15 protein-coding genes and 1 tRNA gene are annotated in these 12,423 nt (G+C 64.4%); 5 read left to right on the plus strand and 11 right to left on the minus strand.

Annotated elements, in window-relative coordinates; translation table 11 throughout:
* Positions 1 to 85 precede the first annotated feature (85 nt).
* Positions 86 to 1,009, plus strand: coding sequence for a 2-dehydropantoate 2-reductase (panE, locus tag BJ6T_RS02700; RefSeq protein ID WP_014490753.1), 924 nt, complete (start codon positions 86 to 88; stop codon positions 1,007 to 1,009).
* 78 nt (positions 1,010 to 1,087) lie between these two features.
* Here the strand turns inward: panE and BJ6T_RS02705 are convergent, their stop codons facing one another.
* The 4 genes from BJ6T_RS02705 to BJ6T_RS02720 all read right to left on the minus strand — a co-directional run bounded on the left by BJ6T_RS02705 (position 1,088) and on the right by BJ6T_RS02720 (position 4,675).
* On the minus strand, positions 1,088 to 1,681 hold the full coding sequence (locus tag BJ6T_RS02705; RefSeq protein WP_014490754.1) for a c-type cytochrome: 594 nt from the start codon (positions 1,679 to 1,681) through the stop codon (positions 1,088 to 1,090).
* 202 nt (positions 1,682 to 1,883) lie between these two features.
* Positions 1,884 to 3,164: a PQQ-dependent sugar dehydrogenase gene (locus BJ6T_RS02710; RefSeq protein ID WP_014490755.1), complete on the minus strand. Its 1,281-nt coding sequence runs from the start codon at positions 3,162 to 3,164 to the stop codon at positions 1,884 to 1,886.
* A gap of 379 nt (positions 3,165 to 3,543) precedes the next feature.
* Positions 3,544 to 4,524 (minus strand): NAD-dependent epimerase/dehydratase family protein, encoded by a 981-nt coding sequence (locus tag BJ6T_RS02715; protein WP_028169695.1) that lies wholly within the window; start codon positions 4,522 to 4,524, stop codon positions 3,544 to 3,546.
* Between the two features lie 76 nt (positions 4,525 to 4,600).
* Positions 4,601 to 4,675, minus strand: a tRNA-Gly gene (locus tag BJ6T_RS02720).
* A gap of 275 nt (positions 4,676 to 4,950) precedes the next feature.
* Between BJ6T_RS02720 and trxA the strand changes: the two genes are divergently transcribed.
* Positions 4,951 to 5,874 carry a thioredoxin gene (gene trxA / locus BJ6T_RS02725; protein ID WP_014490757.1) on the plus strand — a complete coding sequence of 308 codons (924 nt, stop codon included), beginning with the start codon at positions 4,951 to 4,953 and terminating at the stop codon, positions 5,872 to 5,874.
* A gap of 83 nt (positions 5,875 to 5,957) precedes the next feature.
* Complete coding sequence (locus tag BJ6T_RS02730; RefSeq protein WP_014490758.1) at positions 5,958 to 6,635, plus strand: LON peptidase substrate-binding domain-containing protein; 678 nt, start codon at positions 5,958 to 5,960, stop codon at positions 6,633 to 6,635.
* A 2-nt stretch (positions 6,636 to 6,637) separates the two neighbouring features.
* On the opposite strand, the gene BJ6T_RS02735 is transcribed toward BJ6T_RS02730, so the two are convergent.
* The 6 genes from BJ6T_RS02735 to BJ6T_RS02760 all read right to left on the minus strand — a co-directional run bounded on the left by BJ6T_RS02735 (position 6,638) and on the right by BJ6T_RS02760 (position 10,188).
* A complete protein-coding gene (locus tag BJ6T_RS02735; RefSeq protein ID WP_014490759.1) occupies positions 6,638 to 7,231 on the minus strand; it encodes a cytochrome b/b6 domain-containing protein in 594 nt (197 codons plus the stop codon).
* 32 nt (positions 7,232 to 7,263) lie between these two features.
* Positions 7,264 to 7,542: a PepSY domain-containing protein gene (locus tag BJ6T_RS02740; RefSeq protein WP_014490760.1), complete on the minus strand. Its 279-nt coding sequence runs from the start codon at positions 7,540 to 7,542 to the stop codon at positions 7,264 to 7,266.
* A 194-nt stretch (positions 7,543 to 7,736) separates the two neighbouring features.
* Positions 7,737 to 8,549: an SDR family oxidoreductase gene (locus BJ6T_RS02745; RefSeq protein WP_014490761.1), complete on the minus strand. Its 813-nt coding sequence runs from the start codon at positions 8,547 to 8,549 to the stop codon at positions 7,737 to 7,739.
* Positions 8,550 to 8,552: 3 nt separating this feature from the next.
* Positions 8,553 to 8,996 carry a PaaI family thioesterase gene (locus BJ6T_RS02750; protein ID WP_014490762.1) on the minus strand — a complete coding sequence of 148 codons (444 nt, stop codon included), beginning with the start codon at positions 8,994 to 8,996 and terminating at the stop codon, positions 8,553 to 8,555.
* A complete protein-coding gene (locus tag BJ6T_RS02755) occupies positions 8,993 to 9,796 on the minus strand; it encodes a crotonase/enoyl-CoA hydratase family protein (protein ID WP_014490763.1) in 804 nt (267 codons plus the stop codon). The genes BJ6T_RS02750 and BJ6T_RS02755 overlap by 4 nt, the downstream gene beginning before the upstream one ends.
* 41 nt (positions 9,797 to 9,837) lie before the next feature.
* Positions 9,838 to 10,188, minus strand: a complete 351-nt coding sequence (locus tag BJ6T_RS02760; protein ID WP_014490764.1) for a hypothetical protein — start codon at positions 10,186 to 10,188, stop codon at positions 9,838 to 9,840.
* A 104-nt stretch (positions 10,189 to 10,292) separates the two neighbouring features.
* Between BJ6T_RS02760 and BJ6T_RS02765 the strand changes: the two genes are divergently transcribed.
* Together BJ6T_RS02765 and BJ6T_RS02770 are read left to right on the plus strand one after the other, a co-directional pair.
* Complete coding sequence (locus BJ6T_RS02765) at positions 10,293 to 10,823, plus strand: TetR/AcrR family transcriptional regulator (protein WP_028169696.1); 531 nt, start codon at positions 10,293 to 10,295, stop codon at positions 10,821 to 10,823.
* 61 nt (positions 10,824 to 10,884) lie between these two features.
* Positions 10,885 to 11,082 (plus strand): Trm112 family protein, encoded by a 198-nt coding sequence (locus BJ6T_RS02770; protein WP_011083431.1) that lies wholly within the window; start codon positions 10,885 to 10,887, stop codon positions 11,080 to 11,082.
* A 112-nt stretch (positions 11,083 to 11,194) separates the two neighbouring features.
* Here the strand turns inward: BJ6T_RS02770 and BJ6T_RS02775 are convergent, their stop codons facing one another.
* Positions 11,195 to 12,415 carry a ubiquinone biosynthesis hydroxylase gene (locus BJ6T_RS02775; RefSeq protein WP_014490766.1) on the minus strand — a complete coding sequence of 407 codons (1,221 nt, stop codon included), beginning with the start codon at positions 12,413 to 12,415 and terminating at the stop codon, positions 11,195 to 11,197.
* Positions 12,416 to 12,423 lie beyond the last annotated feature (8 nt).

Raw genomic sequence — 12,423 nt, forward strand, 5'->3', positions numbered from 1 at the left:
ATCGCGGTAGCATTCTGGATTGCTTCGCTTCGCTCGCAATGACGACTATAGATAGGCCGCCAATAGCAACAATTAGGACAATCCCATGCGTATCCTCGTGGTCGGCGCCGGCGCCATCGGCGGCTATTTTGGTGGCAGGCTGTTACAGGCCGGCCGCGACGTCACCTTCCTGGTCCGGCCGCGCCGCGCCAGCGAGCTCGCGAGCGCCGGCCTCGTCATCAAGAGCCCGAACGGCGATGTGACACTGAAGAATCCGCCGACCGTTCAAGCCGACGCGCTCAAGGACAAGTTCGACGTCGTGCTGTTGAGCTGCAAGGCATTCGACCTCGACGACGCCATCAAGTCGTTCGCGGCCGCCGTCGGCCCTGATACGGCGATCATTCCCATGCTCAACGGCATGAAGCATCTCGACACGCTCGATGAAAAGTTCGGCAAGGAGCGCGTGCTCGGCGGCCTCTGCGCCATCGCGGCGACCCTGAACGAGAAGCGCGAAGTGGTGCAGCTCCAGCCGATGCAGTCGCTCAGTTATGGCGAGCGCGACGGCAAGCTCTCGGACCGGGTCAAGGCGATCGACGAGGCCTTCAAGAGCGGCATCAATGGCGCCGCCGCCAGCCAGGACATCATGCAGGACATGTGGGAGAAGTGGGTGTTCCTGTCTTCGCTCGCCGCAAGCACCAGCCTGATGCGTACCTCCGTCGGCAACATCCTCGCGGCCCCCGGCGGCAGGGACTTTTTGCTCGGCATGCTGGACGAGACCAGCGCAATCGCCACCGCGTCGGGCTACACGCCGGGCGGCCCGTTCTTCGAGCGCGTGAAGGGCAACCTCACCACCGAGGGATCGCCGATGACGGCATCCATGTTCCGCGACATCAAGGCGGGCCTGCCGGTCGAGGCCGATCACGTCATCGGCGATCTCATCGCGCGCGCCGACGCCGCCAAGGTGCCGGTGCCGAAGCTGCGCATCGCGTATACCCATCTGAAGGCGTATGAGAAGCAGCGGGCGGGTTAGCTCCAAGCTCCGCTGTCGTCCCGGATCTGCGCTTCGCTTGTCCGGGACGACAGCGGATTTTAGTGATTGCACCTTCCGCTATTTGAAATACGCGAGATAGTGCGAGACGGCAGTGATTTCCTCATCGCTCATGTGATAGGCGACATCGGCCATCGCAGCGCCACCGCCGCCGACGCGCTGGCTGCTCTTGTAGTCGTGCAACGACTTGACCAGATATTCCTCGCGCTGGCCCGCGAGCCGCGCGACGGCCTTGGTGCCGGCGAAGCTATCCGTATGGCACGAGGCGCAGCGGCGGCCGACGGCAACTTGCGCGCCTTTTTTCGACAGATCCGGATCCCCGTCTTCCGCGGCCTTCGGTGGCGTCATCTGCGCAAAATAGGCACCGAAATTGCGGATGTCCTCGTTGGTGATCTCCTCGGCGATCGGCTGCATCTGGTCGTTCTTGCGCGAGCCGGCGCGGAAGAACACGAGCTGCCACTGGATGAATTGATCGGGCTGGCCGGCCAGCGAGGGGATGTTCTCCGTCTGCGAGATGCCGTTTTCGCCGTGACAGCCGGAGCAGACGGCGGCCTTCTCCTGGATCGCGGCGTTATCGGCGGCCTGAGCGCGGACGATTGCAAGTGCTGCGAGCGATAGCGTCACAGACAGAATTCCAAACCGAACGACTCGCATGGCTGATTTCTCCGACTGTCATTGCCGGGCTTGCCCCGCCTGCTTGGCGTAGGCCCGGCAATCCATCCCGTTTGCAAGGAGGTTTCTCGTTTGATGGATGCCCGGATCAAGTCCGGGCACGACGAACGCGTTCCGCTGCAAGCCTGTCACAAACAAAAGAGGCTGCGGCCGTCATCCGGTCGCAGCCTCTTGTCGTCGTACGCTACTTCTTGCTGTAGCTGATGCGATAGATCGCGCCGGCCCAGTCGTCGGCGACGAGGATCGAGCCATCCTTGGCGAGGATGATGTCGTTGGGACGGCCGAGATAGCCCTGGTCGCCCTCGATCCAGCCGGAGGCGAACACCTCCTTCTTGGCGTTCTTGCCGTCGGGGCCGACGATCACGCGCGTGATATTGCCGCCCTGGTACTTGTGGCGATTCCAGGAGCCGTGCTCGGCGATCAGGATGTTGTTCTTGTACTCGGCGGGGAATTGGTCGCCGGTATAGAACTTCATGCCGAGCGGAGCGACATGCGCGCCGAGGTTCAGCACGGGCGGCGTGAACTCGGAGCATTTGTGACCCATCGCGAACTTCGGATCGGGCAGGTCGCCCTGATGGCAATAGGGATAGCCGAAATGCTCGCCGATCTTGTTGATCATGTTCAGCTTGTCGCTGGGCAGATCGTCGCTGATCCAGTCGCGCGCGTTCTCGGTGAACCAGAACTTGCCGGTGCGCGGATCGACGTCGCCGCCGACCGAGTTGCGAACGCCGAGCGCATAGATTTCGGCGTTGCCGGTCTTGGGATCGACGCGGCGGATCTGCGAGACGCTGGTCGGGGGCACGCCGACGTTGAAGGGCGGGCCGAACGGCAGGTAGAACCAGCCTTCCTTGTCGACCGCGATGTACTTCCAGCCATGCGCGGCATAGGAGGGCATGTCGTCATAGACGACCTTGCCGTCGCCGAGCTTGTCGAGATTGGCTTCCGCGTTATCGTAACGGATCAGCTTGTCGACCGCGATGACGTAAAGCGCGCCATCCCTAAAGGCGAGACCGGTGGGCATGTTCAGCCCCTTCAGGATGGTCTTGACCTCTTTCTTTCCGTTGTTGTCCTTGATGGCATAGACGTTGCCGAGGCCGAACGAGCCGACGAACAGCGTGCCCTTGTCACCCCAGGCCATCTGCCGCGCGGCGAGAACGCCGGGCGCATAGACTTCGATCTTGAAGCCGGCCGGCAGCTTGATCTTCTTCATCATCGCGGCGAGCTCGGCCTCCGACGCGCCGGTCGGCGGGCCCGACGGCGGCGCGAGGCCCTTCTGCGCCTCGGTCTCGTCGCCGAGGAACCAGTCATCCGGCGGATGGGTCCAGAACTCCTTGGTGCCGGATTCGTACTTCTTCAGCTGGCGGTTCTTGTCCTGCTGTTGCGCGCTGACTGCGCTTGTCCCCGCGAGAAGGGCAACCGCTGCAAGCGCCAGGACGGATTGAAAGACGGATCGATGGAATTTCATCGCGTCACTCCCCTAAGGCAGCCGTCAGGGCTGCACGTTATTTTGTTTTGCTAGTCGAGAGGCGAAGTTCGGACTCTGTCAGGACGACAGACGCAAAAGGTTAGCACATCTGCGGACGGTGAGAAGCGCGTCGGAAGCACTGCAGTCAGACTCAATAGAAATTGAGACTGAATGCCACGAAGATTTGCACGGCGACGATCACGGTCACGCTGCAACGCGGAATCAAAATGGCGCGTGACTGATTTGCAGGCAGCAGGCGGGGCGGTCGCACAAAAATTGCGAAAACAACCCCATGCACAGTAGAACGGCTCTGCCCGGTCTGCTGCCGGTGAAGCCGGGCAGACATTTGATGCGTCGAGCAAAACGGCAAAGACGGCGATTACGAGGCGACGGGATAGGGTCCGTCGTCGAATACGGTGTCGTGATAGCCTTTCGACCCGATCGCGCGCGCCAGCGTGCTGCGAAAATCCGTGCCCTCGCGCAGGCTGTTCAGGACGTGCGCGAAGTCGAATTCGGGCCGCCAGCCCAGCTCGCGCCGCGCGCGGTCGTTGACATAGACGCGGTCGATCTCGGGGAATAGCCGCCATCCGCGCGCCGCATAGAGCTGCGCGCAATCCGGGTAGAGCTCGCGCACGACACCGGCCGCGTCGCGCGCGAGCGCCGCGAGATGACGGGGCTCGAACGGGCTGGTGGCGGAGATGATGTAACGGGCAAAGCCGATCTTCGGCGCGCGCTCGACGGCGAGCAGATGGGCGCTCACCGCGTCCGCTATATCCAGCCGTCTATAGAGCAGCTCGTTGGCCTGCGCATTGTCCAGCGGGTAGGCCGATCGCATCGCCGGATCGTCATCGTCCTCAGGGAAGAAGCGCGAGGTCCTCAAGATCACGACGGGCAGGCCGCGCTCGCGAAAGAACAGCTCGCACAGAGTCTCCGCCATCAGCTTCGTCGTGCCGTAGATGTTCTTCGGCACCGGCGCCAGGTCCTCGGTGACCCACACCGCGGCCTGTCCGGCCTCGGGTCGAAGCTGCGAGCCGAATGCGCTGGTGGTGCTGGTGAAGACGAAGCTGCTCACGCCGGCCGCCGCCGCGGCCTCGAGCAGATTGAGCGTGCCGGTGACATTGGTGTCGACGAAATCCTGCTTGCCGTGGGTCGCCACATGCGGTTTGTGCAGCGTCGCGGTGTGAATGACGGCGCTGACGCCCTCCATCTGCCGCCGCACGAAGTCGGGATCGACGATCGAGCCGACGGCATCGGTGAAGGGCGATGGCTTGAGATCGATCCCACGCACGGCGGAACCGCGAAACATGCGGAGGATAGCCTCCCCGAGGTGGCCTGCGCTGCCCGTGACCAGTATTGTCATTTGAGACCCAATACAGCCGCCAGCGGCGTGGAAAACCACGGCCCGACCCGGTTTGGCTGGATGCTTTGGGAAAAATTGGAGCGGGCGAAGGGGCTCGAACCCTCGACCCCGACCTTGGCAAGGTCGTGCTCTACCACTGAGCTACACCCGCATCCTGTGTCGGTCGCGTGACGCGCCGGCAACGGCTGTCGTATGCCAAAAGCGGACGGCGAATGCAACAGCTACCGGCAGCATAGATTCGCAATTGAAGGACCCATATGGACCCCGAATGCGGCCAAATCGCCCGAAAACGCTCCGGAACCAGCGAATCGACCCTGATGGATTGAAATTCGGCCCATTCGGCCCAATCTAGGAGCCGACAACGAAGCATATGAATCGGCGACGTGCTAAAGACCCGCCATTCCAGCCATCAGACGAGGGGATCCCGTGACGATCATCGACCAGGGTAACGGAGCGGCGGGCCCGGCTGCGGCCGATCTGATCAAGGACACCACCACCCAGACCTTCGTGAAGGACGTCATCGAGGAATCGAAGCGCCAGCCGGTGCTGATCGACTTCTGGGCGGAGTGGTGCGGCCCCTGCAAGCAGCTCACGCCCGTGCTGGAAAAGGCGGTCAAGGCGGCCAAGGGCAAGGTCAAGCTGGTCAAGATGAACATCGACCAGCATCCGGCGATCCCGGGCCAGATGGGCATCCAGTCGATCCCGGCCGTGATCGCCTTCGTCAACGGCCAGCCGGCCGACGGCTTCATGGGCGCAGTGCCGGAGAGCCAGGTCAACGCCTTCATCGAAAAGGTGACCAAGGGCGTGACGGCGCCGGGCGAGCCCAATATCGCCGAGATCCTGCAAGAGGCCGAGGCGGTGCTCGCCGAGGGAGACGCCGCCGCCGCGGCGCAGATCTATGCCGAGGTGCTGCAGCACGATTCGACCAACATCGCGGCCCTTGCCGGACTCGCGAAATGCTACGCCGTCTCCGGCGCGATGGAGCAGGCCAAGCAGACGCTGGCGATGGTGCCGGAATCCAAGCGCAACGACCCCGCCGTGAAGGCCGTGCAGACCGCGATCGATCTCGCCGAGCAGGCGGAGCAATTGGGGCCGGTGGCCGAGCTCGAACAGAAAGTCGCCGCAAACCCGCTCGATCATCAGGCTCGCTTCGACCTTGCGACTGCGCTGAATGCGCAAGGCAACCGGGCGGCGGCGACCGAGCAGTTGCTGGCGATCATCAAGCGCGACCGCAAGTGGAACGACGACGGCGCCCGCAAGCAGCTCGTGCAATTCTTCGAGGCCTGGGGTGGCACGGATGATGCTACCGTCGAGGGACGAAAGCGCTTGTCGACGATCCTGTTTTCGTAAGGATTATTGTTGGAGCATGATCTTGTCGGAAAACCGCTTCACACTTTTCCGAATCATGCTCCAGCGCGTCTAGCGGGGTCCAGATGCCGATCAATATCGAATATCGCGGCCCCGCCGACCTGCCGGAGATCATTCCGGTATTTCCGCTGCCGGGCGCGCTTTTGCTGCCGCGCGGCCAGATGCCGCTCAACATCTTCGAGCCGCGTTACCTTTCGATGGTCGACGATTCCTTGCGCGACGGCCATCGCCTGATCGGCATGATCCAGCCCGACGTCGCCCACTCGCCGAAGAATTCCGACAGGCCGGCGCTGTTCCGCGTCGGCTGCGTCGGCCGCATCACCCAGCTCGCCGAATCCGGCGACGGCCGCTACCTCCTCGAGCTCACCGGCGTCTCGCGCTTCAAGGTGGTCGAGGAGCTCGAAGTGCTGACCGCCTACCGCCAGTGCAAGGTGGACTTCTTCACCTTCGTCGACGATTTCACCGCGCGCATGGGCGAGGAGGAGGTCGATCGCGAGGCGCTGCTGACCGTGCTGGCGGATTTCTTGAAGGCCAATAATCTCAAGGTCGACTGGGAAGGCGTCGAGAGCGCGCCCAACGAGGCGCTCGTCAACGCGCTGGCGATGATGTCGCCCTATGGCCCCGCGGAAAAGCAGGCCATGCTTGAGGCGCCGGATTTGAAGACCCGCGCCGAAATCCTGATCGCGGTGACCGAGATGGATCTCGCCAAGAAGCGCACCAGCGGCGATCCGCCGCTGCAGTGATCTCAGTTGTGATGCCGGATGCGCTTGCGGCCGGTGAACATCGCGCGGATCAGGTTCTCGCGCTGAAGAAGCCCCATCAGCACCACGCCCAGCACGTGCACCACGACCAGCACGATGACGGCGTCCGACGCGTAGGCATGGGTGTCCTCGATCCACCAGATGCCGAAGAAGGTCACGGTCACCGACAGCGCACCCGTGATGGCCGAGACGGCGATCGACAGCAGCAGCGCCACCAGCATCGACGTGCCGGCCGGATTGAGCCCGATATAGCGGCCGGTGATGCCGCGGCGCAGATTCCAGAGATAGCTTGGCGCGGCCCGCAGCCTGACGCCGACCATGCGGAAGCGCGAATAGCGGCTTCCCCAAAGACCCCACACCAGACGGAAGGCGAGAAGCCCGAGCACCGTATAGCCGACGATGCGGTGAAGGGTGTCGTAGACGGTGGGCGTGAACCACGCGGCCAAAATGCTGGCCGCGAGAGCCCAGTGCCACAGGCGCAACGGAAGGTCCCAGACAGCGACGGTCCGCGATGCAGTTCGATCCGCGGGGGCCCTGTCGGACACCCCGCGCGCTTCTGGCACCGCTTCGTCGATCAAGCCGTGACTATCCTTGAGCCTTACTTGAGACCTTACTTGGCAACCGTCTTCTTCAGGCTGAGATCTTCCGGGCTGTAGAACAGCTCGTAGAGCTTGCCTTCCTTGACGCCATAGACCTCATAGCACGAGCCTTCGATCTTGGAGCGCCGCACCTCGTAACCCAGCGCCTTGGCCTTGGCTTCGGCTTCGCTGGCCGGCTTCCACGACGCCTTGTCGAGCTTGGTGCAATCTTTGAAGCCGTCGGCCATGGCCGCCGAGCTCATTCCCAAGCCGACCGTCAGTGCAATTGCAACAACACGAATGACCTTCACGAACGTCTCCTCCTCTGTCGTGTGCGCGCATGGCGCGAAGCGGGACCGAAGGAAGCAAAGGAGAGGCTGAAGTCAATCCGGTTCGAGCATGACGGGGTTTAGAGTTATTCTAACGATCTAAAAAGATCAGCGTGCTCCGTGCGCAGCATGGATTTGGACAGTCGCTGCGGCCTTACGCCTCACGGCTTGGAGGGTTAGGCCGCACTTCGCGTCTCAGGAGAGTTACGCCGCAGCCAGTCCGCCCAGGTGAGGCGTCCGCGCACGCCCTGACTGACGACGAAGCCCATGCCGCGCGCCCCTGTCTCCGAAAGATCGATCGGCAGGATCTTTCGATGCAGTCGTCTCGCATCCTGATACTGGCGGGCGAAGAGGACCAGATCGAGCGTTTCTGGCCCGCCGATCTCCGCGCGCACGCCGCGCTGTCCGTCGAACGCGCAGGTGACGACGTGGTCGGCCACATCGGACGTGTCGACCGGATTGAATCGCGTCGTCGGCACCGGCCACACCGGAAGCCAGGCGAGGCCCGAAAGCAGCCTGTCGAGCAGATAATAGAACGGCATCGCGCGGACGACGGACCAAGACAGGCTGGATGCACGCACCAGCCGTTCGCCGGCGAGCTTGACCCGCGAATAGGGCAGGGTCGCTTCGTCGAGACCGACGATCGAGACGTGGAGGAAGTGCCGCACCCCGGCTTCCGCACCGAATGCCAGCAGCCGCTCGGTACCCTCGACATCGACCGCCGAAGGCGATCTGAAGAAGTCGATCGGACGGATGCCGCCGCGCCGTGCGATCGGCGACCAGGTCGCCGCATGGATAACAGTGTCGACATCATGCAGCGCGGTCCGCAACCCGACGCCTGTGGCGAGATCACCTGCCGCCCATTCGACGTCCGATCGCGTACCCGGTGCGCGCGCAAGCACTCGGACGCGATGCCCGGCACCAACGACACGATCGACGATATCCCGGCCGAGATGACCTGTGCCTCCGGTGACCAATGTCAGCGCCATGGCTCAGCTCCCGTCAGCCTTGCGCGGCTCACCTGTGGGAACGAGCACAGTTTCACCGGTCGCGACGAGAGCCAGATCATCTCGCTGATCGGCCGCGAAAAGCTCGGCGCGGGCAAACACCTGCCTGTGCCCGGCGCGGAGCGTCGTTCCCTTCGCGACGAAATAAGTGCCGATCGCCGGTCTCAGGCAATTCATCGAGAAATGCGACGCAGTGACCGGACCCACGAGCGTCGCAGCGGCGAAGCCACAGGCGGTGTCGAGCAGGGCCGCAATCAGACCGGCGTGCAGATGTCCGGAATATTGGGTGAGGTCGTCGCGCCAGCTCATGCGGATGGTCACCTCGCCTCTGCCGGCCGCAGCGACTTCGAAGCCCACGGAGCGGTTGAACGCCGCGGAGGCGTTGACCGCGTGGAGCGTTTGCGGGTCGAATCCATGGGTCTCACTCATGCCTGGCTCCATCGCGGTGCGCGGTTCTCAAGGTTGCTTCTGACGGCCTCGATGTGATTGGGCGCGCCGAGCAGTGCCGCCTGTTCGGCGGTTTCCGCGGCGAGACCGGTCGCCGCATTGGAGGTCGCCGACAGGTTCAACAGGCGCTTGGCCGCGCGGACGGCATCGGGGCTGCGACTCGCGATCTCCTGCGCCGTGGCGAGCGCAGTCGACACAGGATCCTCGGTGAGCCGCGTCGCAAAGCCATAGGCAAGCGCTTCTTCCGCTGAAAAGACGCGGCCGGAATAGGTCAGCTCGCGCACGACATCGTCGCGCGCGAGGTGGCGCATCAGCTGGGTGCCGCACATGTCGGGCACGAGGCCCCATTTGGCCTCGATGACTCCTAGCCTTGTTCCGGGCGCGAGATAGCGGAGATCAGCCCCCAGCGCGAGCTGGAAGCCGCCACCGAAGGCAACGCCGTGCACCGCTGCGATCACCGGCACCGGCAGCTCACGCCAGAGCCAGACGAGATGCTGGGCGTAGTTCGCGATACCGTGTGTCCGGCGCGTCAGGTCAATGGACGGGAGCAGCGGATCGCCGTTCGCAGTGGCGAGAAGGCGGTCGAGGTCGAGGCCTGCACAGAACGCACGCCCTTCGCCGGAGAGAACGACGGCGCGGAGGTCCTTGCGCGTGTCAAGCTGCGCGCCTGCTGCGATGATCGCATCGAACATCGCGGAGTCGAGCGCATTCATCTTGTCCGGACGGTTCAGCCGGAGATGAGCCACGCCGTTCTCGATGGTCAGTCGAACCCGATTTTCCATGACGCCGCTCCGCTTGACTGCGTGGCTTGTCGTCTCGAGGCTCAGTAACCGGCCACCGCCATCGCGACGACCACGCTGAGCATCATCCAGCCGAAGTGCCGGCCGCGCGTCGCCCATGCGTTGGCGACAGCCGAGAAACCGAACACACAGGCCATGGTGACGACGATCCAGCGGCGCGCCGGCTCCGATTCCATCCAGGGTGCCGCGATCAGGAGCACGCCGCCGCCGATCCAGGCGACGGTCGAGGCTTGCCAGACCAGGCGAATCAGGGTGCGGAGCCGTTCCGGCTCGATGCGGGCGCGGGCAAAGACCTTGGTCTCGCCGAGAATGCCATGGATGAGGGCCACAATGATGGTCAACCCGCCGGCGCACTGGAGCAAAAGGTCACGCATCGCCACACCTTCCCGGATCTTCCATACATCTGTGTATGGTGAGATAGGCGCTAGCCCGCGACCTGTCAATACACTAGTGTATGGTCAAATTCCGGGACCCCGCCATGACCGAACAGCTTACCGCCGACGACTGGATCAAGGAGGGGCTGAAGGCGCTCGCCAAAAACGGCTTCACGGCCTTGAGGGCCGATCCGCTGGCGAAAGCCATGGGCGTTTCGCGCGGCAGCTTCTACTGGCATTTCGCCGATCTCGGCGCGTTCCACGCAGCCATCCTGAAGCGCTGGCGCGAGATCGCGGCCGAGCAGATCATCGCGGACGTCGAGGCCACCAGTGACGAGCCGCTCAAGGCGCTGCTGCGGCGATCCTTCGGCGCGCGGCTCGACCTGGAGCGCGCCGTGCGCAACTGGGCGGCGTTCGATGCGGCCGCGCAGGGCGCGGTGCGCGCAATCGACCGCCGCAGGATCGACTATATCGAGACGCTGCTTGCGACGCGGGGGCTCGCGCCGGCAACGGCGCAGGCCCGCGCGCAGGTCCTGTACTGGACGTTTCTCGGTTTTGCCTTGTCGGGCGCGCCGGTGCCGGCGGCACGGCTCCAGGGACTGCTGGACGAGATCCTGACGATGGTGTCCGCCTGAACGGCGACGATGGGCGAGCGCAATTTTCTGTGCTAGAGGCTCCGGACTGCCGGAGACCCCAATGAACGCGCCCACCGAACGCCCCGAAACCAGCGTCGATCCCAAATTGCTGGAAATCCTGGTCTGCCCGCTGACCAAGGGTCCGCTGGAGTTCGACTCCGCGAAGCAGGAGCTGATCTCGCGCAGCGCCAAGCTCGCCTACCCGATCCGCGACGGCATCCCGATCATGCTGCCGGAAGAGGCGCGCAAGATCGATTGAGAGCGCGTAGCCCGGATGGAGCGCAGCGCAATCCGGGGATTCCTGCGCTGACGATGCAGCGGCCCCGGATTACGCTTCGCGCAATCCGGGCTACGAAGATCCGAGCCTTTTCCTACAACGCCTCGCCCTTCAGCAACCGCGGGATCTCACCGGTCAAACCGGCGGCCTGGCGGATGAAGAGGTTCTTCAGTGGCGGGGCGCGGTCGACGAGGCCGAGGCCGATGTCGCGCACCGTGCGCAGCAGCGTCGACTGGTTGGAGAACAGGAAGTTCAGCGAGTTGGTGGCAACGCCCATCGCCATGGTGTCGAAGCGGCGCCAGCGCTGGTAGCGTTCGAGCACGTCGGCGCCGCCGAGATCCATGCCGAGCCGCGCGGCATCGACCACGACCTCGGCAAGTGCTGCGACATCCTTCAGCCCCATGTTGAGGCCCTGGCCCGCGATCGGGTGGATGACATGCGCGGAATCGCCGACCAGCGCGAGCCGCTCGGCGATGAAGGAGCGCGCCACGAAATAGGACAGCGGGAACGCGCGCGGCTTGTCGAGCGCCTTGATCTCGCCGAGATGCAGGCCGAACCGGCGCTCGAGCTCGCCGTGGAACTCCTCGTCGCTCAACGCGATGATGCGCGCGGCCTCGCTGCGGCGCTCGGTCCACACCAGCGATGATCGTTTTCCTGAGAGCGGCAGGATGGCGAAGGGACCCGCCGGCAGGAAATGCTCTTCGGCGCGGCCATCGTGATCGCGCTCATGGCCGACGGTGACGACGATGCCGGATTGATCGTACTCCCAGCCATGGGTGACGATGCCGGCTCGCTCGCGCAGTTTCGACCGCGCGCCGTCGGCGGCGACCAGCAGGCTTGCCGCAATCACGCTGCCGTCGCCGAGCGTCACGTCGACGCCTTCCGGGCGCGCGTCATAGGACGCGACCGTCGTGGCGCGGAGATCGACGCCCTCGGCCTCGGCCCGCACCACCAGCGCGTCGATCAGGCGGCGGTTCTCGACCATGTGCGCAAACGGCTCGCCGGGCGCGACATCGCCGGCAAAGTTCAGAAAAACCGGACGGGTGGCGTCTTCCAGCTTTGAATCGGTGACGACCATGTCGAGGATCGGCTGCGCCTCGCCCCTGACGGCGTCCCAGGCGCCGATGGCCTCGAACAGGCGGCGGCAGGCGGCCACGATCGCGGTCGCGCGCGGGTCGCGGCTCGGACGGGTCGCGAGCGCGGGGTCGGCGACGATGACGGGAATCTCGGGCCCGAGCCCCTGGCGCAACGCCAGGGCCAGCGCGAGGCCGGCAAACGCGCCGCCACCAATGACAATGCTACCCTGTACCGGCATACCAAATT

The sequence above is a fragment of the Bradyrhizobium japonicum USDA 6 genome (assembly GCF_000284375.1).
In the GTDB taxonomy this organism is placed as follows: domain Bacteria; phylum Pseudomonadota; class Alphaproteobacteria; order Rhizobiales; family Xanthobacteraceae; genus Bradyrhizobium; species Bradyrhizobium japonicum.